Origin of the sequence: Streptomyces sp. NBC_00683, from assembly GCF_036226745.1 — a bacterium.
Taxonomy (GTDB): Bacteria; Actinomycetota; Actinomycetes; order Streptomycetales; family Streptomycetaceae; genus Streptomyces.
The window spans coordinates 7,167,807-7,192,665 of record NZ_CP109013.1 but is presented as its reverse complement, the minus strand read 5'-3'; the positions used below and the strand labels follow the sequence as shown (position 1 = coordinate 7,192,665).

The window sequence follows — 24,859 nt, the reverse complement described above, 5'->3', positions numbered from 1 at the left end:
ACCGCCGAGCACGGTGTCAACCGATGTGACAGGAATCAGCGAAGTGCCTGCACAGCGGGCCCCCAGCAGGCTGTCGCGACGATGCCCTCAAAAAACTCGGGCGAACGGCCCCCATCCAATCCTGAGCCAATTTGAACAGAGTCATTGACTGCTGACCGGTTCTGAATCAAAGTGCATGCGCCAGGTGGCCCACCCGCCCCGGATCTCGCGGCCCGTCCACGCCTCCGATCTCGGTGCGCTGCCCTCCCCGTGTCTTCTCGTGCGCAACCCGCATGTGCAACCCACATGAGTAACCGAAGGGACCAGTCATGCCCGCAACACCTTCGATCCGCCGAGCCGTCCACGCCACGGCTCTGGTCAGTGCCGTCGTGGGCCTGTCCACCCTGCTCTCCGGCCCCGCTCACGCGACACAAGGTGCCGGACGAATGCACGACGGCCTGCCGGACGGGTGCTCCGGCACATCGCCCATCGTCTGCCACTTCGACGTTCCGGCGGGCAATTACTCCGTCTCCGCCCTCCTGGGTGGCAGGGAGGCAGGGAGGACCACCGTCTCCGCAGAGACCCGGCGCACCATGCTCGCCGAGACGACGACCGATGCCGGCCACCCGGTGCTGCGCAGCTTCACGGTCAATGTGCGTGAGCCCGAGGGCGAGCCGACCGGGCCGGCGGGCAGCCCCGGCCTCGACCTGCGTTTCGAGGGCTCGGCTCCGCAGCTGTCGGCGCTGCGAGTGACTCCCGCCAGGCGCACTCCTCAGATCCTCCTCGCCGGGGACTCGACTGTGTGCGACCAGGCCGGGTGGCCGTACACCGGCTGGGGCCAGGAGCTTCCGCAGCTTCTGCGGCGTGGTGTCTCCGTCGCCAACTACGCCGATTCCGGTGAGTCCTCGCAGTCCTTCCTCGACAACCCCGTGCTCTTCGACGCGCTTGAGTCCCGCATACGCCGGGGTGACCTGGTCCTCATCCAGCTCGCGCACAACGACAAGACCACAACAGCCGAGGTGTACCGCGCCAATCTGACCAGGATGGCCGAGCGCGTCATCGCCCGCGGCGGGAAGCCTGTGTTCGTCACCCCGATCGTGCGCCGCCGCTTCAACGGCGACGGAACGCTCAACGACGTGGCCCTGCACGTCATGGCCGCGAACCTGCCGGTCGAAATGCGTTCGCTGGCCGCGGAGTTGGACGTACCTCTGCTGGACCTGACAGCGCTGACGAAGGATCTGGTGGAGAATCTCGGCCCGGCGGCTTCCGGCGACCTCTACCTGACCAACATCAACGGGGACAACACCCACACCTCGGAGTACGGCGCGACGACCTTCGCGCGCCTGGTGCTGGGCGAACTGACGACGCAGAGGCTGGTCCCGCGGCAACTCGTGCGCTGACACGCAGGCCATGACGATGCGTGATGCCCCGGGCGGATGCGGCCGCCCGGGGCATCACGCATCGTCGTGAAGAGCGACGGCACGACGGCACGAAACTGTCAGGGCTGGACGCGAGTTCCGCAGGATGACCTGACAGTCAGACGGGGTTGCATGAACAGTTGGCGGACGGGCACGGCCAGAGGGTCCGGCGCGTCCAGGCGCTCCAGGAGCAGCCGTGCGGCCTGCTGGCCGATCTCATGCTTGGGCGGCGCAACGGCCGTCAGTGGCACGTCAGCGAGTGATGCGATCTCGTCGTCATAGGCGATCAGCGCCAGATCCTTCGGCGCCTGGAGATGACGCAGGCGCATGCGCCTCATCAGCTCGATGGCGTCGTGGTCGGAATGCACCAGCGCCGCACGCACCCCGGCCGCCAGGCAGTCCTTGATGAACTGGTCGTATTGCGCGGCAGCCTCCCCCGAGCCGAGCGTCGGTCGTCCGCTGTCGAGGACAGGTGCACTGCGCTCCAGCCCCAGTCGGTCGACAGCCGCCTCGTGGCCGGCGCGCAGCAGGGCGGCGGTGGGGCTGCCGTTGGTGAACAGTGCGACGCCGCGGTGCCCCAGTCGCGCGAAATGGCGCACGGCGGCGAAGGCACCCTGGCGGTGATCGGTGGCTACGAACTCACAGGCAGCGAAGGGGTCATGGGGCTGTCGTTCGAGCAGCACGAAGGGAAGGCCCGTTCGCTCCAGCTCGTCGAGTGTCTTGTCCGGCAGGTCGTGCCCGCCCGGAGAGGCCACGAGCAGACCGGATGCGCCCGAGGCGGCAAGCTCCTCGATGCGCTGGGTATCGCTCTCCCGCGTGTAGTCGGTCAGGCTGATGACGACCCGGGCGTCGTTCTCGGCGGCCACCTCCTGGACCCCTGCCACTACGCGCGGGTAGTAGTAGGTCGCGGACGGCACGAGCAGCCCCAGCGTCCGCTCCGCCCTCGCGAACGACCCACCGGCCGGGCCCGAGGACGTGGAGGCGGGGCCGGGGGTGGCCAGCATCGCGCCGCCGCGCACCCGGCTCAGCGCGCCTTCGCTCTCCAGGTCCAGGAGATCACGCCGGACAGTGGCGCGGGAGACCCCCAGACGCGTGGCCAGTTCGACGACCTTGAGGCCACCGGAAGCCCGCAGCTCGCTGAGCAGTCGCTCCCGACGCTGGGCGACAAGCATGTCGGTCATCAGGCCCCCTCCGGTGAACAGATCTTAACGATCCTAGAGGAGAATGATCGATTCTGCTCTGAGCTGGGGCGTTCCGGTTGCACAGCGCCTCGCTGTCAGATCTTGTCGCCCACCAACGCGAGGCACTGAATGGCGGCAAGCCCGAACTGGGCACTGGCGTTGGCGGAGAGGCTTGCCTCGTCGACGGGGTTGAGCACCTCGGAGCCTTCGACTCGGTGGGTCGTGAAGTCGTGATCGTCGGGGTAGCCGGCGTGCCCGGTGCGCAGTTCCTTCCACGCGCGTGCGGCGAGGGTCGCGTCGTCCAGCTGATCTGCGGCGTAGGCGGTGGCCCTGGAGTAGGCCTGGCGCAGGTTGAGATTGCCCCAGTCCGCGCCGGTGACCGCACGCTGTTCGTCCTTGGTCGCGTTGTACAGGCGGCAGAAGTTCAGCCACTGCTCCTTGATGTGCTCGTCGTCCACGAGGGCCACGACCTCGGTCATGACCTCGATCAGTCCGAACACGGAGCTCAGAGATCCCGCGTATACGCTCGGCTCGGCGGGACCCGTGAACTTGCCGTCCGCAAGGTTGTAGGTGATGGCGCCGCTCTGTACCCAGCCGTTGGGCAGCGCCGCGATGGTGGTGGCGCCGTTGACCAGCTTCGTGCGGGCGATCGACTTGCCTCTGCGTTCCCACTCGGTGAGCCAGGCCATGGCCAGCGATCCCCAGTCGGTGGTGGTTCCGACAGGCATCGCCTTCGGCTCCGGTTCGAAGGGGTCGCCTTCCCTGATCTTCCGTACGGGGTCGAGGACGAGGAAGCTCCGGTCTGCGTCGACCAGGTCGTGCAGGACGTCGCCGACCCGTTCGTCCGCGGTGAGGAAGTAGAAGATGCGCTTGTAGCCGGCGTTGCTGATGCGTACCTGCTTGGCGCTGTCGCCCCAGTGCATGACGCCGTGCCGCGTCCCCAGGCCCTGGTACTTGCCGATGTGGTACATGTCCACCTCGCCGGTGTGCCGGGTCATGGCCTCCGCGAAGCGGAAGGCCTCGGCGTCCCCGGTGCGCAGGTAGTGGTACCAGAGCCAGAGGTCGGTGGAGAGCTCGGAGTTGTCCCAGGCATAGCCGCCCACGTCGTAGGACCAGGTGTGCCGGTCGCCGTCGTAGCTGTGCATGATGTCGCCGTAGTCCCAGAAGCCGTACCAGGAACGCTGGTCCACCTGTTCGCGGTGGTAGCGGTGGATGGCCTGGAGCTTGTCCTCGATCTCGGCCTTGGCCGGCACCGAGCGGTCCACCGGGCTCCACGAGCCGAAGATCTTCGCGCTGTGGTTGTGCTCGGGGCTGCTCGCGAGCAGGGGCGGTGTGGCGTTGGCCGCGGCGAGTGAGGCGAAACGCTCGGCGGTGGGCGTCGCCTCAAGAGCCCAGAAGGTCATCTCGGTGGTGCGGGCGACACCGTAAGGGGTCCCGAAGCCCGGTTCGTAGTCCTCGTAGGTGATCTCCAGGCCTTCGAGCTGCTCGGGGTAGGTGTCCTGCCCCATCCCGTCGTGGTAGAAGCGCAGGTCCATGGCGTCGGCGCGCGGCGACCACATCCACACCGTGACCTGGGCCTCCGTGCCTGCCGCGCCGGCGATCTCCAGTTCGGTGGGGTGCAGTTGCCAGAAGTTGCGCATGCCGAAGGCGAGACCCCCCGTGGGCGAGCCCACGTAGCCGAGGCCTTCCGCGCGCTTGCCTCCGTCGACGCGGACCCAGGAGTGACCGGGCTTCGTCCGCTTGTGGATCTCGAACCCGTGGGCGTTGAGCTGCCTGAGGCTGTAGTCACCGAACGCGGGGATGTACTGCAGACGCGAGGTGACGCGGCTGTCCCAGGTGCTCGTGTCAGGCGTGGCCCTGCCCTCGTGCTGCGCCGTGCGCACGGCCGCGCCGGGATCACGCCGCAGCCCCGTGATGCCGCGGACCGCCTCGGAGAGCACGCCCTGGTCCTGTCCGGCGAAGCGGACGTGCCGGTCGTGCAGTTCACCGCGCATCGGAACGCCGAAACGGATGCCGAGACCGCTGATGAAGTCCTTCTTCTCGTCACCGTCGAACACGAAGTTGTGCACCGTCCGTATGCCGTCCGACCCGGCGTACAGGTAGAAGCGCACCACGAAGGGCAGCCAGGCACGCCGCGCCTTCTTGTGCTTCCCCTCGACCTTGACCACCGCACGTACCGGACCGTCCTGCTCGACGGTCACCGAGCTCACAATGCCCGTGTACGACTCCGACTTGACCACCGGCGCCGGGTCCGTGCTGGGCCGGTCCTGGCGGGAGGCGATGAGGTGGCCGTTCTTCGCGATGACCGTGCTGCCGCGCCTGATCGACTTGATGACCTGATCGCCTTTACGAGGAAAGACCACCTCGATCACACCGGTGTTCACGGTGATCTGGTCACGTCCGCTGTGCACAGTGACAGCGGTGGCCGGCTGAGCGGCGGCGCCGGCCGCGAGACGGTAACTGTCGCTGCGGGGAGCCGTCCCGCTGATGGCGTGTGCCGTCCACTTCACCGAGCCGTCCGGCCACCAGCCGGTCGGCCAGCTCTGCAAGGGAACGTCCTTGCCGGACTCCGTCGTCAGCGAGAACGACTGATCGGCGGCGAAGGCACCTGCGGGCCACGGCACTCCCCACGTGGTCCCCCCGGCGAGTTCAGCCGGGGCGTCCTTCTCCAGCCAGTTCAGTGTGACCGGCTCGTGGCCGTCGGCCTGGACGGGGGCCCCGGCCGGCCGGCTGAGCGGACTGTCCGCATGCGCACCTGCCGTGGAGCTGAGCCATGCGACCGCGCCTCCGGCAGCGGCGGATGTCAGTACGGACCGTCGGCTGATCTGTCCCACAGTGTTCAACTCCTCTGAGCGGGCGCCGAAGCGCTCACCGATGGACGGCTTCCGAAGTAAGAGGGGGGCCGGGCGTTCTGGTCCCGTGGCTGCGGACCGTCGATGCCGCGTTTGCCGCACGCAGGCGGGTGACGGCCGGTCCGCGACGCCCGGGGCAAGGACTGCCCGGGCGCGGCCGGTCTCGGCAACGGGCCCGCCCCTGTGTCAGGGGCCGTTGCCTTCATCGGGCCGCTCTCTGCGGTCACATGCTTACACCAGACGAAACACATGGACCAGAGTTGAAGCAAAACGCGCGTCCAGAACTGCCCACAAGCCCATCCGCTCGGGGGTTCAGGGCTGCACGCTTTGCTATATATGGGGTTTTCTAGCCTTTTTATCTGTGTGCGTGCAGCCGCGGCGCTCTCAACAGGGCAGGCCCAAGCACTACTTACGCGCACCTCTGGCGCCATCGCATGAATCAAATTGAATCTTTGTGAAGACTATTGTTCGGGCCGTGTTCGACGTGCACAATGCAGGTCGTCGTCGCACTGTGAATCGTTCCAGCCGCGGCTCAACCGATACGCGTACAGACGTCTTCGTCGACCTGTCGCATACGAGAGGAACGCACATGGTCGTCCAGCTGCCGGAATCGGCCGGTGTCCTCTTCCAAGGCGACAGCATCACCGCCGCCGGTCGCGATCCCGGCGATGACGACGACCTGGGACACGGTTACGTCAGGCTGGTAGCCGACGCACTCGCCGTCTCACATCCCTCTGCCCGGGTCCGCAACCGGGGGGTCAGCGGCGACCGTGCCGCAGACCTTCTCCGGCGCTGGGACCTGGACACCCTCTCGCTGCGCCCGGCCGTGCTGTCGGTGCTCGTCGGTGTCAACGACACCTGGCGACGCTACGACAGAGGGGAGACCACATCCCCCCAAGCCTACGAGGACACCTACCGCGAACTCCTGCGGCAAGCGGCCTCCCAGGGGACACGGCTCGTGCTGATCGAGCCGTTCCTCATCCCCGTCCACCCCGAACAGTGGGCGTGGCGCGAAGACCTCGACGACCGGATCCACGTCGTACGGCGGCTGGCGAAGGAGTTCGACACGTCGCTGCTCGCCGCCGACGGGCTCCTCCACCAGGCGGCACGGGAGTCCGGTGACCCTCACGTCACCACGGGTGACGGTGTCCATCTGACTGCCGAGGGCCATGCGGTGCTGGCCCGCGCGTGGCTACGGCTGGTGCGGTGACACGGCGAAGCGCCGGGCAGCCGTCGGCCCTTCGCCCTCGAAGTCCGACCGGACGCCATGTGACCACCGATGACGTGCTGCCACCCATATCCTTCGAAGGAGCCCGATGTTGTCCCCGACGCGATCACCTCGACCCCGTGCAGCCGTCGTAATGAGTCCCGAGCTCAGGCACGACGTGTTCGGCCCCACCGGCTGGGCAGACCTGACCGAGGTGGCCGACGTCGTGGCCGAGTGCGAAGACGGTCTCGCCTTGAGCCTGCACCCTCGCCGGCAGGAAGCCGAGGTGCTGGTCACGTCCTGGGGCATGCCCCGGCTGACGGAAGACCTGCTCAGGAAGCTGCCCGCGCTGCGGACGGTGGTCCATGCCGCGGGCTCCATCCGCAAGCTCATCAGCGAGGCGGTCTGGGCACAGGGCATCGTCGTCGTCTCCGCCGCCGACGCGAACAATGAACCGGTGGCCGAGTACGTCTACGCCCAGACCGTGCTCGCGCTCAAGGATGTCCATCGCCGAGCCCACCGGATCAAGAGCGGGAAGGGCCTGCCGTCACTGGAGGAAGTCCCGGGCATCTACGGGCAGCCTGTCGGCCTTGTCTCCTTCGGTTCGACCGCCCGCAAGGTCGCCACGCGCCTGCGTCACCTGGAGTCCGAGGTGATGGCCTGGGACCCACACGTCCCGACGGACACGCTCCGCCGACTCGACGTCACGCCCGTCACCGACCTCCGCGAACTGTTCACCCGGTCTCTGGTGCTGAGCGTCCACGCCCCGCTGATCCCCGGGCAGACGGAGAAGCTCGTCACCGGTGAGCTCCTGCGGTGCCTGCCCCACGGGGCGACGCTCATCAACACGGCGCGCGGCGCGGTGGTCGACGAGGACGCTCTGGCCGACGTGCTGCGTGAACGCCCTGACCTGTACGCCGTGCTGGACGTCACCACACGCGAGCCCCTGCCCCCGGAGTCACCGCTCTACGCGCTGCCCAACGTCATGCTCACCGGTCATGTGGCGGGCACCGTGAGCGCGGAGCGCCGGGCCATGGGCCGGCTCGTCGTCGAGGAACTCCGCCGCATCGCCGCCGGGTCGCCTCCCGCCCACGCCGTCTCCGCCCACGCCTCACTGCTGCGCGCCTGAACACCCCGCCCGTTTCATGTGGATCGTGTCCAAGGTGTTGACCACGCTCTGAAAACGTTTTAATTTTCCGTCCACTTCACACCAGCCGAGGAGGCTCCGTGGCAGCGCTGCTGCGCGAGCGCCCAGGGAAATCGGCCCACAGCCGCCCTTCCCATTCACCGCCAGGCGCTCAGAACAAGCAAAAACGTTTTCAGCACAAGCGAAGCATCGCGCTGTCCCTGCTCATGTTCGGCAGCTTCGCCTACTTCCTCGTCTTCCACTACGGCGCCCTCGCCGGCAACATCATCGCCTTCAAGGACTACGTCCCCTTCGACGGCATCTGGGGCAGCGCCTGGGTCGGCGGCGACAACTTCCAGCGCATGCTGCAGGACGACGCCTTCTGGCACTCCGTGATCAACACGATCGTGATCGCGGTCCTGCAACTCGTCTTCTACTTCCCCGTGCCGCTCGCCCTGGCCCTGCTGCTGCACAGCCTCACCTGGGGCACGGTCCGCCGCTTCGTCCAGTCGATCGCCTACCTGCCGCACTTCGTGTCGTGGGTGATCGTCGTCGCCCTCTTCCAGCAAGTCCTGGGCGACACCGGCATGGTGAACGGCTACCTGCAGGACGCCGGAATCCACACGGTCGACATCGTCGGCAACCCCGACGCCTTCAAACCCCTCGTGGTCGCCCAGGTCATCTGGAAGGACGCCGGCTGGGGCACCATCATCTTCCTGGCGGCCCTGTCCCAGGTCGACGAGCAGCAGTACGAAGCCGCTGCCATCGACGGGGCAGGCCCCTGGCGCCGCTTCTGGCACGTCACGCTGCCCGCCATCCGGCCGGTCGTGGTGCTCCTGCTCATCATGCGGCTGGGCGACATCCTGTCCGTCGGCTTCGAGCAGATGCTGCTCCAACGCGACGCTGTCGGCCCCGAAGCCGCCGAGATCATCGACACCTTCGTCTACTACCAGGGCATCGTCGGCGGCGACTACGGCTACGCCGCGGCAGCCGGACTGTTCAAGGGCCTCATCGGGGCCGCACTCGTCTACGCGGCCAACAAGGTGGCGCACCGCCTCGGCGAGCAGGGGGTCTACAGATGAGCACGCAGGTACGCCCCGGGTGGATGGAGAAGCCCAAACCGGTCACGCAGGTCGGCAAGGTGATCGCCCTGGTGGTCGTGGTGGCGCTGGTGTGCGTCCCCTTCCTCACCATCCTGTCCACCTCGCTCGCCTCGCAGCGCGAAGTGGTCGACAACGGCGGCTGGGTCCTGTGGCCGACCGAACCCACACTCGACGCCTACCGCGACATCCTGAACGGCGGCATCGTCACCCACGCCCTGGGGGTGAGCATCGGCGTCACCGCGGTCGGCACCGCACTCAGCCTGCTCTGCACGGTCTTCCTGGCCTACGCGCTGGCCCGGCCCAACGTGTACGGCAGCAAGCCCGTACTGCTGCTGGTGCTCTTCACGTTCCTCTTCCCGCCAGGCATGATCCCCAGCTTCCTGGTCGTGAAGGAACTCGGACTGCTGGACTCCTACGCTTCGTTGGTCCTGCCGGTGCTGGTCAACGTGTTCAACCTCGTGGTGCTCCGCGGGTTCTTCCAGGGCATCCCCGAGGAGATGTACGAGGCCGCCCGGCTCGACGGAGCCAGTGATCTGCGCATCCTGTGGTCCATCGTGCTGCCGCTGTCCAAGGCGGCACTCGCGGTCGTCGGCCTCTTCTACGCCGTGGCGTACTGGAATTCCTGGTTCTACGCCTCGCTGTACATGGAGAGCGACCACTGGCCGCTGCAGCAGGTCCTGCGCACCTATGTCGTGGCCGGCGAAGGCCTCACCGACACGACGACGGGTGAGGGCACGGTCAGCGCACCGCAGACGGTGCAGATGGCGGTCCTGGTGATCGCCACGGTCCCGATCCTGCTCGTCTACCCGTTCCTTCAGAAGTACTTCACCAAGGGCGTGCTCACCGGCGCCATCAAGAGCTGACCTTCCCCTTCACGAGCCGCACTCCGAAAGGTCGAACAGCCATGCCCAGAATGTCCCGGCGCACCGTGCTGCGCACCATGGCAGCCACGGGCGCTGCCGCCGCCGTGCCGTCCCTCCTCACCGCCTGCTCCAGTTCCTCGAGCGGCGGCGACGTGTCCAACGCGGGCAAGAAGCTCGCCGCCTGGCCCGAATACAAGGCGGCACCGGGTGCGAAGCCCGATCTCGCCCCGACGGAGTCCGGGGTCCAGGCCGGATACACCAGCTACCCCGCGGACCTCGCCACCGCGGTCAAGCGCACACCGGGCGACGGAAGCACCATCCGGGTCATGTCCGTCACCTTCGGCACACCTCCGAAGCCGGCGGCGGAGAACCAGTACTGGCGTGCCGTCGAGAAGGCGCTCGGGGTGAAGATCGAGTTCACGGTCATCCCGCAGGCCGACTACCAGAAGAAGATGGCCACGGTCATGGCCGGCGAGGCCGAGTCGCTGCCGGACATCATCAACATGTTCTCCGGCTATGTGCTGCCCCGCGAGGCGCAGTTCGTCCAGAAGCGGGCCCAGGACCTCACCCCCTACCTGTCCGGGGCGGCGATCCACGACTACCCCAACCTGGCCGGCATCCCCACGCCCGCCTGGCACGACATGGGCCGCATCGGCGGTCATCTCTACGGCATCCCCCTGGAGCGCCCGGTGACGGGCTCAACCCTCTGGCTCAACCAGGACATGTTCACGGACGCCGGTATGAAGGACGCCTGGGGATCGGAGGACTTCGCCTCCGTCGCGAAGAAGGCCACCCAAGGCAAGTCCTACGCCCTGGGCGCCGCCAAGGGATCGCTGTTCTGCAACGCGATTCACTCCGCCGCGCACGGAGCCCCGCAGGGCTGGGCCATCGACAAGGACGGCACGTTCCTCCCGAACTACACCGATGAGCGGTTCACGGCCGCTGTCGCGTTCCAGTCCCAGCTGCGCAAGAACGGCTCCTACCATCCCGACGCCACATCGATGTCCTCCCCGGACCTCACCACGCTGTTCCTCAACGGCACGGTCGGGTCCATGCAGAACGGCTTCGGTGCCTACACGAGCCTGTACCCGGACTCGAAGGGGCTGCTCACCCCCGCCCCGGCCGTGCCCTACAGCGTGGACGGCGCCCCGGGAGGTGCCGTCGCCGCCCGCCGTTCCTTCGGCTACACCATCCTGAAGAAGGCGAAGAAGGAGCGCATAGAGATGCTGCTCCGGGTCCTCGACTTCTTGGCGGCGCCGTTCGGCTCGAAGGAGTGGGAGCTGCTGCAGTACGGCGTGGAAGGTGTGCACTTCACCCGTGCCAAGGACGGATCGCCCCAGCGCAACGCGCTCGGGGAGGTGGAGAACATCACGAACCTGCCCTTCCGGTATCTGGCGGAGGGACCACAGGTGCTGTTCGTGGCCGGGCGGCCGGAAGCGGTCCGCGCTCTGCATGCCTGGCAGGAGAAGGTCGTACCCGTCACCATCCGTAACGTGTCCTTCGGGCTGGTCTCCCGCACCGACGTCGCCCAGGGAGCGACCTTGAGGGCCCTGATGGATGACACCGTCACCGCGGTGGTCGCCGGACGGTCCTCGATGGCCGATCTGGATGCGGCGGTCAAGAAGTGGCGCAGCCAGGGCGGCGACAGAATGGCGGAGGAATTCGCGAAGGAGCATGCCGCCAACAGCTGACGGCGGGGCGCGGGCGGCGGACACGGGAACGAGAGGAACGAGCATGGCGGCGAAGGGGCGGGTCACCATCCGCGAGGTTGCGGAGCAGGCGGGGGTGTCCCCTGCGACGGTCTCCCGCGTACTGAGTGGCAACTACCCGGTGCCGCCTGCCACGCGCACACGGGTGCTCAGGGCGGCGCAGTCCCTCGATTACGTCGCCAACGCCCATGCCAGAGCCCTGGTGGGGGGTGGCCGCAGCATGGTGGCCGTCGTGCTGCGGCAGCTCACCAGCCCCTTCTACGCGCAGGTGGCCGAGGGGGTGGAGGCCGAGGCATCTGATCACGGCAGGCTGTGTCTGGTCGGGTCCACCGGTGGAGACCCGCGCCGCGAGACGGAACTCGTGCAGCTCATGCGTGAGGAGGGCGCCGGGCTCGTCATCCTGGTGGGCGGGATCGTCGAGGACGACGCCTACCGGGAGCGGGTGACCCGTTATGCCCATGCCCTGAAAGCAGCCGGGTCACGTCTCGTACTGTGCGGTCGCCCCTCCCCCGACCAGGAACTTCCCGCCGTCGTCGTCGAGTTCGACAACGAGGCGGGCGCCCACGCCCTCACCAGCCATCTCGTCTCCGCGGGCCACCGGCGCATCGTGTTCCTCGGTGGCCTGCCGGGCAACTCCGCCCTGGACGCGCGGGTCGCCGGATACCGCGCCGCTCTGGTGGCACACGGAATCGGCGCCGGGAGCGAGGACGTCATCGACTGCGGCCTGGGCCGCAGCGCCGGATACCAGGCCATGGCACAGCTGTTGAACCGGCGGAGCGACTTCACCGCAGTCTTCGCCGGGGACGACATGGTGGCCGCCGGCGCACTGCGTGCCGTCTCGGACGCAGGCCTGCGTGTCCCCGACGACATCTCCGTGGTCGGCTACAACGACATCCCGCTCGCCCAGGACTTCAACCCCCCACTCACCACGGTGCGCACTCCCGCCGAAGAGCTCGGACGCGCCGCCGTACGCCTGGCACTCCGCGACCCGGACGCGTTGTCGTCGTCGGTCCGCCATGTGCTCGGTACGCACATCGTCGTGCGGGACAGCGTCGGCGCTCCCGCGGCACACCGTAAACCCCGCATAGTTGGAGGGCTCGCCCCGGCATGACTCCGCCGTATCAGCCGATCGCCCCGCAGTCACCACCGCTTCCGAACCGGCCCCTGTCCCCGTTCACGGGATACACCCGGGCGCACTGGGAAGCTCAAGCGGACACACTGCTGGCCGGTCTACTGCCTTACGCCACCCCCCACCTGGCCCAGTACCGGCTTCCGGGCCGCACCGGTTACGCAGGCGCGTGGTCGGACGGCTTGGAGGGATACGCCCGCTCGTTCCTCCTGGCGGCATTCCGTATCGCCGGCGCGCAGGGCCAGGACCTCCCTGGCCGCACGTTCATCAGCGACCTCATCACCCGATACGCGACCGGCCTCGCCGCGGGCACCGACCCTCATCACCCGGAGCACTGGCCGCAGATCACCGACCGCTCGCAGCCCATGGTGGAGGCCGCGTCCATCGCGATCGCCCTGCACGAGACACGCCCCTGGCTGTGGGACCACCTGCCCGACGCCGTGCGACAGCGGGTCGCCGCATGGCTGGAGGGCTTCGTCGGGGCCCGGCCCAACGACTCCAACTGGCGCCTCTTCCAAGTCATCACCGAGGAGTTCCTCGCCTCCATCGGCGCCTCCTACCGGCAGAGCGAGATCGACGCCGGCCTCGCCCGCCTGGACGACTGGTACCGGGGGGACGGCTGGTACACCGACGGCGACGGCCGCAAGTTCGACTACTACAACGCCCTGGCACTGCACCTCTACCCCGCGCTGTGGTCGCGCATCGCGGGCGACCGCGCGGACGTCACACTGGTGGCCACCCACCGCTCCAGAATGCGGACGTTCCTCAAGACCCACCAGCACTTCTTTGGTACGGACGGTGCCCCCGTCCACCAAGGGCGCTCCCTCACCTACCGGTTCGCCACTGCGGCTCCGCTGTTCGCCGGCGCACTGGTGGACGCCTCTCCCCTGCCTCCCGGCCGAACCCGCCGCCTGGCCTCCGGAGCTCTCAAGCACTTCGCCGACCGAGGAGTACCCGGCGGCGACGGGCTGTTGAGCCTGGGCTGGTACCGGCCGTTCCTGCCCGTCACCCAGGCCTACTCCGGGCCTGCCTCCCCCTATTGGGCGGGCAAGGCGTTCCTGGGGCTGCTGCTGCCACCCGAACACGCGGTGTGGACCGCGCCCGAGGAAGCGGCCCCCGTCGACATCGCCGACCAATATCTGGCCCTCCCCGCTCCGGGCTGGCTGCTCCACTCCACGGCCGGCGACGGCATCGTCCGCCTGATCAACCACGGCAGCGACCGGCTGCCCCCGGCGCCGGCTCCGGTCCACCACAGCCCGCACTACAGCCGGTTCGCGTACTCCAGCGCTACGGCACCGGAAACACCACCGGACGACAGCCCGTACGCGCCGGACAACCACATCGCGCTGCTGGGGCCGGCCGACTCCTCGACCGTAAGGGGGCGTATCCACCCCCTCCACACCCACGACCGGTGCGCTGCGTCCTGGCATGCGCCGTCCACGGCCGAGGGCGAAGCCTCCGCACGCATCGTCTCGACCAGCGTCGTGCACGGGCCGTGGGAAATGCGTATTCACCAGGTCGAGGCACCCACAGGGTTCGCCATACGTGAAGGCGGTTGGGCCCTTGCCTCCGACGACGTTCTCCCCGCCGGAGAGACCGGCCCGGGCTGGGCTGCGGTCCGGCGCGCCGACGGCCTGAGCACCGCGCTGGTCGGAGTGCTCGGCTGGGACGAAAACGGCCGCCTACCCTTCGGTGAGGTGGCCCATGCACAGGGCCGGAACGCGGTCGGCCAGTTTTCGGCCGCCCCCTCGTTGACCCTGACACATCACCACGGCGGCACGCGGCTGCTGGTCACCCTCGTCGTACTCACCGCAGATCCGAAACTGCGCGACGACCTGGCCGACCTGTGCGCCCTTGCCCAGGCCTCCGCCGCGCCCGACGGCACGACAGAGGTCAGGTTTCCCGACGGCACGATCACTCATGTCCGAAGGTCGACAGCAGCCACGGAGGCAGCGTGCACCAGGCAGTAGCGCCCTCCTCAGTGACAACTGAGGACTACGCCATCGACGGGCCGCACGGCGTCATCCCGCTGCGCATCTACAGGCCGGCCACCTGTCCTTCCTCCGCTCTGCTGTGGATGCACGGCGGAGGGTTCCGCCACGGCTCGATCGATATGCAGGAAGCACATGGAGTGAGCGCGGAACTCGCCGCGCGGGCTACGGCCCTCGTCGTGTCCGTCGACTATCGGCTCGCCGGGGACGGCGTCACCTTCCCGGTACCCCTGGACGACGTGTATGCCGCCTGGAAGTGGCTCGCCTCGTTCGCCGACAGCTCGGAGATCGGCATCCGCGCGCTGGGTGGCGCCAGCGCGGGAGCGGCACTGGCGCTTGCTGCGGCGCTCCGCGGGCGTGACGACTCCCGACCCGCCGATCGCCTCCTGCTCGCTTATCCCTTCGCGCACTACCCCAACCCCGCGATCGACGACGAGACCGCTCGCGAAATGGCGGCGCTGCCCGGGATACTCCGGTTCCCCCCGAAGACGGTCGATGCGATGGTCGCCGACTACGTCGGAAGAATCACCGACATTCCCGCACTCGCGCTTCCGGGCGCGGCCCGGCTGGACGGACTGCCCCTCACCGCCATCACGCTCTCGGAGTTCGACGACCTACGTCCTTCAGGGGAGTTGCTGCAGCGGCAGCTGGCCTCCGTGGGCGTACCGGTGAGAACACACCTGGCGGCCAGGATGCCGCATGGCCATCTCAACCACGTACCCGTCCCCGCCGGTGCCTCGGCGTCCTTGGACTTTCTCGCAGCAGCGCTGTCGCCGACCGTGCAGGGACCTCCGCAGAAGGGAGCCATGGAAGGGAGACCCAGGAGGTGAATCGCTCGGCAAAGATCGCGACGGACCACGGCCGCCTCACGCAGGACGGTCAGGAGCGCTGCCGTCAGGTCGTCGAGGCGGCCGTCGGTCCCTAGATGCTCAGATCAGGCCCAGCGACCTCAGAACCCGCTGCTGACTCGATGTCGGGTCCGTCGGCCAGTAGACGTAGCAGACGCCGCCCGTACCGCTCCTGACCGCGCCGTTCGCGTCGTAGCGCTTCGTCCGCAGCCAGATATTTTCCCACTCGCGCCGGAGGTAGACGCGCCGAACGGCCCCGTTGTCCGGCGAGGCGGGGTCGTTGGCGATCACATCGCCGTCGGCCGTGAAGCCGATGACGGTCATCAGATGGCCGGAGGTGCCGTAGCCCGCCCCGGTCAGCTCCGTCTTGAGGAACGACTGGGACGTTATGACCGGAACGCCCGCACCGACCAGCTTCTCCAGGTCCTTCAGCGACCCGAGCCGTGTGACGACCGCGTTCATGTCCTTGTAGGTGGACGCGTAGGCGGCGTTGAAGGGCCAGTTGCCGCAGCCGTCGTACTGGTAGTCGAAGGTGTAGCGGGCCGCGTGGCAGACCTGGGGGTCGGCGAGGCCCGGCTTGACCCAGGACAGGTCGTCCTCGGTGGGCTTGCGTCCCCAGTACTCGATGATCATCTGCGAGGAGGTGGGGCTGCACCAGGCCTCGCCACCGTTGTCGTACTCGGGGTACTGCCCCACGTGGACGTTCTGCGAGTAGCGGGGCACCGCCAGCTCGCGGACGAGCCCCGGCGCGGCAGCCGGGACGGTGAAGCGGTCCGGGACGTCCGAGGCCATCGCGCCGACGCGGTGGACCGTGGGCGTGAGGCGGCTGCCCGGGGTCCGGTGGAGGGTGAGCCGGAGCCGGTACGAGACCAGCCGCAGCCCGCTCGCGGCGTCGTCCACCGAGAAGGTGTCGGTCCAGACCGTGCTCCTGCCGTCGGTCTGGTCGTCGACGGAGGTCCGCCGGATGTCGGCGTCGCCCGAGGCCCAACGGCCCATCACGTACCAGGGGGTGTCGGTCCCGTCGGAGTAGCGGCCGCGCAGCTCGATCTGGATCCAAGTACCGGCCGGAGTGCGGGCGTTCCAGGAAGCGATGACCTCGGTGGCCGGCACCGTGGAGCGGTGGACGGGTGAGGTCCAGGTCGCGTACTCCCAGGTGGTGGTCCTGCCGGTGTGCGGGTCGGCGTAGTCGGTGGTCCCGGCGGGGGCCGAGATCACCAGACCCGGCCGGCGGCCGGCGACCGCGCGTGTGCCTTCGGAGGAACCGAAGCGCCAGTCGGTGTAGGTGTTCCAGAATCGGTTGTCGACGAGCGAGGTGACCGCCGGGGTGGGAGAGGTGCGGGCGGGAGCGGCTGCCGCGGAACCTGCGGCGGACACCGCACCTGCCCCGGCCGCGAGCGCGGCGGTCAGCACGGTCCTGCGTGAAGTCGGTCTGGTCATGGGCGAGACCCCCTGTCGTGAGCGGAAATGGGGCTGCGGATGCCGATCGGTGGGCCAACTATTGCGGGTCCGGACCGGATCCGGCCAGCGATTCGCGCCGCGTCGCGTGATCAATATTGGTCTGGTCCACTGGCGTGACCTGCGGGGGCTCCGGCCGGATGCCGGCTGCGGGGCGTCACCTAGGCTGGAGGCATGAACGACCTGGCGGACCACGCCCGCCGCCTGCGCTCCCTCGCCCCGTCCTGCGGGCCGGTGCGGCTGATCGCGGTCGACGGCCACGCGGGCTCAGGCAAGACGACCTTCGCGGGCCGGCTGGCCGCGGCTCTGGACGACGCCCCCGTGCTGCATCTGGACGACCTCGCCACCCATGACGAGCTCTTCGCCTGGACCGACCGGCTGCGGGCGCAGGTCCTCGGCCCGCTCTCGCGCGGAGAGACGGCGCACTACGCCCCGTACGACTGGACCAGCAGGTGCTTCGGGCCGCCGCGGGCGCTGGCGCCCGCCCCGGTGATGCTCATCGAGGGGGTGGGCGCGGGCCGGAGTGCGGTGCGTCCGTTCCTTGCGGGGCTGCTGTGGCTCGAAGGGGACAGTGACAGGTCCTGGGAGCGGGGCCGTCGCCGCGACGGCCCCGCTCTCTCGGAATTCTGGGACGGCTGGACCGTCGCGGAACTCGAGCATTTCGCCGACGATCCCTCGTACCTCTTCGCGGACGCGCTGATACGGCAGTTGCCCGAGGGGTACGCGTGGCTGGAAGCGCCTCACGCGACAGCGGGAACGAGTCGCATCATCACGCACAGTGAAGGTTGAGGGTCGCCATACCGAGCAGTCGGAATTCGCTCCCGGAGCGCTCCAACTCGGCTTGACCGAGGGGCCGTACAGGTCTTACGTTCTCAATGTGCGGCTTTTCGGAGCCCTCACAGACGCGGAGCCCCCGGTTGTTCCCCCGTGATCGGGGGCTTCGTTCTGCCCTCGGGCGCGCGTTCCCGCCGCCGGGTGGCACTTTCCGCTCACACTCGGTCACGGCTTCGATGCGCCGGTTACGCACTTAGCCGCTCACTCCCTGTACAGGTACGATGCATCTCGGTGCGGTCAATTCCCGTCCCTGACACAGTGATTCGGCACGCTCCGATGGGCATGCTGTGCGGGCGGGACATTCTGGGGGCACGGTTTGTGGGGGACCTGATGGACATCGGCACGCAGGGCGCACAAGCCCCCGCCGACCTTGCCTGGCTGCGCGGCGTGGACGCCTACACGATGGGCGCGTACCCGCAGGCCGAGGAGGAATTCAGAACTGCGGTGCGCTTCGATCCCGGCATGGCGGACGGCTGGCTCGGCCTCCATGCGCTGCGGATCGACACCACCACCGCACTCTTACGCATGTACCGCCATCGAGACCGGTTCGGTGAACAACGGGCGCGCCACCGTCGCACGCTCAACTCCTGGTACTGGCTGGGCTGGTGGGTGCAACCGGTGCTGGAGAGCCCGCGCGACCTGCTCCTCGCGCACGCCTCGCACTGGCTGGACGGCCGTCACGTACCCGAGCTGGACCGGGCGCTGGCGGGCCTTCCCCCGATCGACACGGATCCGCATGTGCGGTTCCTCCACGCGTGCCGCGCCTACCTGGTCAAGGACTGGGAGCAACTCGTACGCACCACGGAGCAGCTGGTCGACGATCCGCTGCTCGGCATCGAGGCCGGGCTCTTCGGCGGCATGGCCCGGGTGCGCCTGGAGATGTACGGGCATGCGGAGCCGCTGCTGTCCGCGGCCCTGATGCGCTGCCGCAGCGAGCAGCCGCAGCGCAAGGAGCTGCGCTACTGGCTCGCGCGGGCCCACGAGGGCACCGGGCGCAGCGCGGCGGCGCTGCCGCTGTACCGGGCGGTGCATCGCGTGGACCCGGCTTTCATGGACACCTCGGCCCGGCTCGCGGCGATCTCCGAGGGGGACGGGTACGACGAGGCGGCCGATCTGGCCGCGGTGTCGATGGCCGGCTTCGGACCGGACGGAACGGGCACGGAGGCCCAGGCGGACGGGGACTCGCTGCTGGGCACCGATCTGGTGGACGGGCGCGAACCCTGGCTCGGCGGGGACCCGCAGGACCTGCCGGGAGCCGGTGCGGCGCCGCGTGCCGACGGGGTGCGGGAGAAGTCCGCGGGAAAGCCGGCGGCTGCCGCCTTCCCGTCGGGGCCGAGCGATCCGGCACTGCTCGCCGAGGCCTTGGCGGAGCTGGAGCGCATGGTGGGACTCGAACCCGTGAAACGCCAGGTCAAGGCCCTGTCCGCGCAGCTCAACATGGCGCGGCTCCGCGCCGAGCAGGGTCTTCCGGTGCAGCCGCCGAAGCGTCACTTCGTCTTCTCCGGCCCCTCCGGGACGGGTAAGACCACGGTCGCTCGCATTCTCGGCCGGGTGTTCTACGCGCTCGGGCTCCTGGGCGGTGACCATCTGGTGGAGGCCCAGCGGTCCGACCTCGTCGGTGAGTTCCTCGGCCAGACGGCTGTGAAGGCCAATGAGCTGATCGATTCGGCGCTCGGCGGGGTGCTCTTCGTGGATGAGGCGTACAGCCTCTCCAACTCCGGTTACAGCAAGGGCGACGCGTACGGCGACGAAGCCCTGCAGGTCCTGCTCAAGCGGGCCGAGGACAACAGGGACCATCTCGTCGTCATCCTCGCGGGCTACCCGGAAGGCATGGACCGGCTGCTCTCCACCAATCCGGGCCTCTCCTCACGCTTCACGACCCGGGTGGACTTCCCCAGCTACCGCCCTCTGGAACTCACCGCGATCGGCGGGGTGCTGGCCGCCGAGAACGGCGATGTGTGGGACGAGGAGTCCCTGGACGAGCTGCGCAGCATCAGCGGGCACGTGGTCGACCAGGGCTGGATCGACGAGCTGGGCAACGGCCGCTTCCTCCGCACGCTGTACGAGAAGAGCTGCGCCTACCGCGATCTGCGGCTCTCCGGCTACGCGGTCGCGCCGACCCGGGACGATCTGGCCACGCTCCGGCTGCCGGACCTGATGCAGGCGTACGGCGAAGTGCTCTCCGGGCGTGGACCTGTGGACCGTGGGAAGCCGGAGCCCGGGGCGCTGTGAGAAGCGGGGCGCCGGGCGGGGTGTGCCCGCCCGGCGCCGATCCGGTTCTGTTCCGGTGGTGACCGACCTGTCAGCCCAGTGGGGCCATGGCCTTGTGCTCCGTCGGCACCTTCACCGTGCGGCGGGGCATCGAGACGCGGTGCGCGGGGTCCCGGACCTCGCCGACGAGCATTTCCAGGACGTCCTCCATGGCGACCAGGCCGAGCACCTTGCCCGTGGCGTCGGCGACCTGGGCCAGATGCGTCGCGGCGCGGCGCATCACGGTCAGGGCGTCGTCCAGCGGGAGTTCCGCCCGCACGGTCGCCATCGGGCGCCAGATCTGCTGCGGGACGGCCCGCTCGCCGTCCTCCAGCTCGAGGACGTCCTTGACGTGCAGGTAGCCCATGAAGGGGCCGCCGCCCTCCGCACGGACAGGAAAGCGCGAGAAACCGGTCCGTACGGTCAGCTCCTCGACCTGGCGCGGGGTGACGGACGGGTCCACCGTCACCAGGGACGCCCGGTCGAGCAGCACGTCGGTGACGGGCCGGCTGCCCATCTCCAGTGCGTCCCCGAGCCGTTCCTGCGCCTCGGGTTCGAGCAGTCCGGCCTGTCCGGAGTCCTCCACCAGGCGGTTGAGCTGTTCGCTGGTGAAGACGGCCTCGACCTCGTCCTTCGGCTCGACCTTGAAGAGCCGGAGCACGAGCCGGGCACAGGCTCCGAGCGCCGAGGTGACCGGCCGGCAGAGCCGGGCGAAGCCGACCAGGCCGGGGCTGAGCCACATCGCGGTCTTCTCGGGAGCGGCCATCGCCAGGTTCTTCGGGACCATTTCGCCGATGACGAGATGGAGGAAGATCACGGAGACGAGGGCCAGGGCGTAGCCGAGGGGGTGAATGAGTCCCTCGGGCATGTGCGCCGCGTGGAAGACCGGCTCCAGGAGGTGGGCGACGGTCGGCTCGGCGACGGCGCCGAGGGTGAGCGAGCAGACCGTGATGCCGAACTGCGCGGCGGCCATCATCTGCGGCAGGTTCTCCAGGCCGTACAGCACCTGTCCCGCCCTGCTCGACCCATTGGCGGCCAGGGGTTCGATCTGACTGCGACGCACGGACACCAGAGCGAATTCGGCGCCGACGAAGAAGCCGTTCGCCAGCACCAGGAGTCCGGCGAAGAGCAACTGGACGAGACTCATCGCACAGCCTCCACCAGCGCACGGACGGGCTCCCGCTCCGCCGGTTCCGCCGCGCCCGTCAGCCGGACGAAGCGGACCTGCTCGGCGCGGTAGTGGCCGACCTGGCGGACGGAGATCCGCCAGCCGGGCAGCTCGGCCCGGTCACCGGGGGCGGGAATGCGTCCCAGCAGGTCGGCGACCAGTCCTGCCACGGTCTCGTACGGTCCCTCGGGCACGTCGAGGCCTATCCGCAGCAGGGTCAGCACCCGGCAGCTTCCCTCCACGTCCCAGCCGGGACGTCCGTCGTCGGCGACGACGGACGTCAGCTCGGGACGGTCGGCGCCTTCGGCGTCGTGCTCGTCCCTCACCTCGCCGACGAGTTCCTCGATGATGTCCTCGAGGGTGACGACACCGGCGGTGCCGCCGTACTCGTCGACCACGACGGCGATCGGCTGCTCGTTGCGCAGTTGCCGGAGCAGCTGTTCGACAGGCAGCGTCTCCGGTACCAGGAGCGGCGGTACGGCGATCCGGCCCGCCGGGGTCCGGAGCCGGTCCTGGGCGGGGACGGCGAGGGCGTCCTTGAGGTGCACCATCCCCACGACCTCGTCGATGCGGTCCCGGTAGACGGGAAAGCGGGAGAGCCCGGTGGCCCGGGTGAGGTTGAGGACGTCCGCGGCGGTCGCCGACGACTGCAGGGCGCTGACCTTCACCCGCGGGGTCATCACGTGCTGCGCGGTGAGACCGGCGAGCGACAGGGTCCGCACGAAGAGATCTGCGGTGTCCTGCTCCAGGGTGCCGGCCTCGGCCGAGTGACGGGCGAGCGAGACCAGTTCGCCGGGGGTGCGCGCGGAGGCCAGTTCGTCGGTGGGCTCGACACCGAGCAGCCGCACCAGCCGGTTGGCCACGGTGTTCAGCACAGTGATCACCGGCCGCAGCAGGGTGGCGAACCGGTGCTGGGGACCGGCGACGAACCGGGCGACCTGGAGCGGCCGGGAGACCGCCCAGTTCTTCGGTACGAGCTCGCCGATGACCATCTGGACGGCGGAGGCGAGCAGCATGCCGATCACGACGCTCACTCCGGGGACGGCCCCTGCGGGCAGTCCGGTGGCGGTGAGGGGTCCGGCGAGCAGCTGGGCGAGTGCGGGTTCGGCGAGCATGCCGACGACCAGCGAGGTGATGGTGATGCCGAGCTGGGTGCCGGAGAGCTGGAAGGAGAGTTCACGCAGGGCCGCGACGACGGTGCGGGCCCGGCGGTCGCCTTCGGCGGCGGCGCGTTCGGCGTCCGGCCGGTCCACCGTGACGAGCCCGAATTCGGCTGCCACGAAGAATCCGTTGGCGAGGATGAGAAGGAATGCCGCGCTGAGAAGCAGCAGGGGGGTTGTCATGCCGCCGCCTCCGGGGAGAGGGCGGCGCAGGTACTACCGGACGATCCGTCCATTGCTGGAGGGAGTCACTCCTTGGGTCGCAGGAATGCCCCGCAGGCCTGGGGGCCTCTGGTGCGGGGCGGGGCGCTCAGGGCGCCGCCGCCCTCCAGAGTAATCAAGATGCGGCTCTTCGGGGCAGGGGGCTCAGACGTTCTCCGTGGCGTCGTCCGTTCCGGTGCCGTGGAATTCCACGAGCGCGCGGAGTGTCCGTGCGTCACGAATGGCCTGTTCCCTGGCGATTCCGGGCTGGATACCGAGGGCGGGCATGCTGGTGCCGTCGCTGAGGTCGAGGAAGACCCAGGGGTCACCCGCCCGCAGATTGACGCGCAGGATCTCCGCCCAGGCCAGTCGGCGGGTCCGGGTGATGTTGACCACCCTGATCCCTGCCTCGTCGGCGACGATCTTCGGCCTGCTGAGCAGGGCGAGGACACCGAGGAAGAGCAGCGCGACGAAGACGAAGCTGGTCCGCTCCCCTGGGCTCAGGTGTTCGAGGATCAGGGCGACGGCGGTGATGACGACGAACATCGCCACTCCCACGGTCAGCAGGACCACCCGGGTGAGGGTGGGCCTGAAGGTGACCGGGAGAGCGGGGAGTTCGGTCCGGGACGCGGGGGCGGCCATGAGACTGTCGTCCTTCGGTGTGCGCTGGTCGGTCCGGGCCGTCAGAGGCGGCAGGCGTGGATGGCCGTGGTGAGGATGGCGCGGGCGCCGAGCTCGTACAGGTCGTCCATGATCCGCTGCGCCTCCTTGGCGGCGACCATGGAGCGGACCGCCACCCAGCCCTCGTGGTGCAGCGGGGAGATGGTCGGCGATTCGAGGCCCGGGGTGAGGGCCACGGCGCGCTCCAGGTGCTCGACGCGGCAGTCGTAGTCCATCATCACGTAGCTGCGGGCGACCAGGACGCCCTGCAGGCGGCGCAGGAACTGCTCCACCTTGGGCTCGTCGGCGGGGGCGCCCTTGCGACGGATCACGACCGCTTCGGACGACATGATCGGCTCGCCGATGACTTCGAGTCCGGCGTTGCGCAGGCTGGTGCCGGTCTCCACCACGTCGGCGATGATCTGGGCGACACCGAGCTCGATGGCCGTCTCGACCGCGCCGTCGAGGTGCACGACCGAGGCCTTGACGCCCTCTTCGGCGAGGTGCTTGGCGACGATGCCCTCGTAGGAGGTGGCGATCGTCATGCCCTCGAAGTCCTGCGGGCCGGTGGCCGTGCCGGGCTTCGTGGCGTAACGGAAGGTGGAGCGGGCGAAGCCGAGCTGAAGGATCTCCTCGGCGTCGGCTCCGGAGTCCAGCAGCAGGTCGCGGCCGGTGATGCCGATGTCCAGGCGGCCGGAGCTGACGTAGATCGCGATGTCGCGCGGCCGCAGGTAGAAGAACTCGACCTGGTTCGTCGGGTCGACGAGGACGAGTTCCTTCGACTCCTTGCGCTGCTGGTAGCCCGCCTCATGGAGCATCGCCATCGCAGGCCCGGAGATTGCACCCTTGTTGGGGACGGCGATGCGCAGCATGAGGTCAGGTTTCCTTTGTGCGGAGGGAGTTCCGGGAACGGGCGGGGGCGTGCTCAGAGGTGGGCGTAGACGTCGTCGAGGGAGATTCCGCGGGCGACCATCATCACCTGGACGTGGTACAGCAGCTGCGAGATCTCCTCGGCGGCGGCTTCCTTGCCCTCGTACTCGGCGGCCATCCAGACCTCGGCGGCCTCCTCGACGACCTTCTTGCCGATGGCATGCACACCCTTGTCCACCAGTTCGGCGGTGCGGGAGGTGGAGGGGTCGCCGTTGGCGGCCTTGAGCTGCAGCTCGGCGAAGAGCTCTTCGAAGGTTTTGTTCGCCATGATGGTCCTTAGAATACGGGGTCCCGGACCCTCTCTCAGCGCCAGGGTTCGCTGACGGTACGCAGCGTGGCCGCGGTGGCGACGGCGGCGGTGACCGCTTCGTGCCCCTTGTCCTCGTTGGAGCCCTCGAGTCCTGCCCGGTCCAGCGCCTGCTCCTCGGTGTCGCAGGTGAGGACGCCGAAGCCGACGGGGACGCCGGTGTCGACGGTGACCTGGGTGAGGCCGTTGGTGACGCCCTGGGACACGTACTCGAAGTGGGGGGTGCCGCCACGGATGATCACTCCGAGGGCGACGATCGCGTCGTACCCGCGTCCCGCGAGGACCTTGGCGACCACCGGGAGCTCGAAGCTGCCGGGGACCCTGAGAAGGGTCGGTTCGTCGATGCCCAGGTCGTGCAGGGCGCGCAGGGCCCCGTCGACGAGTCCGTCCATGACCTTCTCGTGCCACTGGGCAGCGATCACTGCCACCCGCAGGTCACCGCAGTTGCGTACGGACAGTTCGGGTGCGCCCTTGCCGCTCATGTCTCT

At 68.9% G+C, this 24,859-nt stretch carries 20 protein-coding genes; 11 read left to right on the top strand and 9 right to left on the bottom strand.

Translation table 11 applies throughout. The annotated features are described in order from the left end of the window. The first annotated feature begins 308 nt into the window (after positions 1-308). Positions 309-1,379 carry a rhamnogalacturonan acetylesterase gene (locus tag OG257_RS32065; RefSeq protein ID WP_329213046.1) on the top strand — a complete coding sequence of 357 codons (1,071 nt, stop codon included), beginning with the start codon at positions 309-311 and terminating at the stop codon, positions 1,377-1,379. 98 nt (positions 1,380-1,477) lie between these two features. Here the strand turns inward: OG257_RS32065 and OG257_RS32060 are convergent, their stop codons facing one another. Next, positions 1,478-2,578, bottom strand: coding sequence for a substrate-binding domain-containing protein (locus OG257_RS32060; protein WP_329213044.1), 1,101 nt, complete (start codon positions 2,576-2,578; stop codon positions 1,478-1,480). Positions 2,579-2,673: 95 nt separating this feature from the next. Next, positions 2,674-5,412 carry an exo-rhamnogalacturonan lyase family protein gene (locus OG257_RS32055; protein ID WP_329213042.1) on the bottom strand — a complete coding sequence of 913 codons (2,739 nt, stop codon included), beginning with the start codon at positions 5,410-5,412 and terminating at the stop codon, positions 2,674-2,676. Positions 5,413-6,019: 607 nt separating this feature from the next. Here OG257_RS32055 and OG257_RS32050 point away from each other — a divergent pair. From OG257_RS32050 to OG257_RS32015, 8 genes are all read left to right on the top strand, one after another. Continuing rightward, the gene (locus OG257_RS32050) at positions 6,020-6,640 is read left to right on the top strand and encodes an SGNH/GDSL hydrolase family protein (protein ID WP_329213040.1); all 621 of its coding nucleotides are present in this window, start codon (positions 6,020-6,022) and stop codon (positions 6,638-6,640) included. A gap of 151 nt (positions 6,641-6,791) precedes the next feature. Further along, positions 6,792-7,766 carry a hydroxyacid dehydrogenase gene (locus OG257_RS32045; protein ID WP_329213038.1) on the top strand — a complete coding sequence of 325 codons (975 nt, stop codon included), beginning with the start codon at positions 6,792-6,794 and terminating at the stop codon, positions 7,764-7,766. Between the two features lie 224 nt (positions 7,767-7,990). Then, the gene (locus OG257_RS32040; protein ID WP_329213036.1) at positions 7,991-8,845 is read left to right on the top strand and encodes an ABC transporter permease; all 855 of its coding nucleotides are present in this window, start codon (positions 7,991-7,993) and stop codon (positions 8,843-8,845) included. Then, on the top strand, positions 8,842-9,729 hold the full coding sequence (locus OG257_RS32035) for a carbohydrate ABC transporter permease (protein WP_329213034.1): 888 nt from the start codon (positions 8,842-8,844) through the stop codon (positions 9,727-9,729). The genes OG257_RS32040 and OG257_RS32035 overlap by 4 nt, the downstream gene beginning before the upstream one ends. A 41-nt stretch (positions 9,730-9,770) precedes the next feature. Beyond that, positions 9,771-11,420 carry an extracellular solute-binding protein gene (locus OG257_RS32030; protein ID WP_329213032.1) on the top strand — a complete coding sequence of 550 codons (1,650 nt, stop codon included), beginning with the start codon at positions 9,771-9,773 and terminating at the stop codon, positions 11,418-11,420. 43 nt (positions 11,421-11,463) lie between these two features. Then, a complete protein-coding gene (locus tag OG257_RS32025; protein ID WP_329213030.1) occupies positions 11,464-12,549 on the top strand; it encodes a LacI family DNA-binding transcriptional regulator in 1,086 nt (361 codons plus the stop codon). After that, positions 12,546-14,537, top strand: a complete 1,992-nt coding sequence (locus OG257_RS32020) for a DUF2264 domain-containing protein (RefSeq protein WP_329213028.1) — start codon at positions 12,546-12,548, stop codon at positions 14,535-14,537. Before OG257_RS32025 ends, OG257_RS32020 begins: the two co-directional genes overlap by 4 nt. Positions 14,538-14,548: 11 nt before the next feature. Next, the gene (locus OG257_RS32015) at positions 14,549-15,388 is read left to right on the top strand and encodes an alpha/beta hydrolase (RefSeq protein ID WP_329213026.1); all 840 of its coding nucleotides are present in this window, start codon (positions 14,549-14,551) and stop codon (positions 15,386-15,388) included. Positions 15,389-15,487: 99 nt separating this feature from the next. Here the strand turns inward: OG257_RS32015 and OG257_RS32010 are convergent, their stop codons facing one another. Then, complete coding sequence (locus OG257_RS32010; RefSeq protein WP_329213024.1) at positions 15,488-16,843, bottom strand: peptidase C39 family protein; 1,356 nt, start codon at positions 16,841-16,843, stop codon at positions 15,488-15,490. A 192-nt stretch (positions 16,844-17,035) separates the two neighbouring features. On the opposite strand from OG257_RS32010, the gene OG257_RS32005 reads away from it, so the two are divergent. Continuing rightward, positions 17,036-17,650 (top strand): uridine kinase family protein, encoded by a 615-nt coding sequence (locus OG257_RS32005; protein WP_329213022.1) that lies wholly within the window; start codon positions 17,036-17,038, stop codon positions 17,648-17,650. Positions 17,651-18,025: 375 nt separating this feature from the next. Beyond that, positions 18,026-19,927, top strand: coding sequence for an AAA family ATPase (locus OG257_RS32000; RefSeq protein ID WP_329213020.1), 1,902 nt, complete (start codon positions 18,026-18,028; stop codon positions 19,925-19,927). Between the two features lie 70 nt (positions 19,928-19,997). Here OG257_RS32000 and OG257_RS31995 read toward each other — a convergent pair whose 3' ends face one another. The 6 genes from OG257_RS31995 to ribH all read right to left on the bottom strand — a co-directional run bounded on the left by OG257_RS31995 (position 19,998) and on the right by ribH (position 24,853). Then, positions 19,998-21,092: a hemolysin family protein gene (locus OG257_RS31995; protein ID WP_329213018.1), complete on the bottom strand. Its 1,095-nt coding sequence runs from the start codon at positions 21,090-21,092 to the stop codon at positions 19,998-20,000. Then, positions 21,089-22,456, bottom strand: coding sequence for a hemolysin family protein (locus OG257_RS31990; RefSeq protein ID WP_329213016.1), 1,368 nt, complete (start codon positions 22,454-22,456; stop codon positions 21,089-21,091). Before OG257_RS31990 ends, OG257_RS31995 begins: the two co-directional genes overlap by 4 nt. 183 nt (positions 22,457-22,639) lie before the next feature. Beyond that, positions 22,640-23,116 carry a PH domain-containing protein gene (locus OG257_RS31985; RefSeq protein ID WP_329213014.1) on the bottom strand — a complete coding sequence of 159 codons (477 nt, stop codon included), beginning with the start codon at positions 23,114-23,116 and terminating at the stop codon, positions 22,640-22,642. Positions 23,117-23,157: 41 nt separating this feature from the next. After that, the gene (gene hisG / locus OG257_RS31980; RefSeq protein ID WP_329213012.1) at positions 23,158-24,006 is read right to left on the bottom strand and encodes an ATP phosphoribosyltransferase; all 849 of its coding nucleotides are present in this window, start codon (positions 24,004-24,006) and stop codon (positions 23,158-23,160) included. Between the two features lie 53 nt (positions 24,007-24,059). Beyond that, positions 24,060-24,332 carry a phosphoribosyl-ATP diphosphatase gene (locus tag OG257_RS31975; protein WP_056787177.1) on the bottom strand — a complete coding sequence of 91 codons (273 nt, stop codon included), beginning with the start codon at positions 24,330-24,332 and terminating at the stop codon, positions 24,060-24,062. Positions 24,333-24,367: 35 nt separating this feature from the next. Then, the gene (gene ribH, locus OG257_RS31970) at positions 24,368-24,853 is read right to left on the bottom strand and encodes a 6,7-dimethyl-8-ribityllumazine synthase (protein WP_307128077.1); all 486 of its coding nucleotides are present in this window, start codon (positions 24,851-24,853) and stop codon (positions 24,368-24,370) included. Between the last annotated feature and the right edge of the window lie 6 nt (positions 24,854-24,859).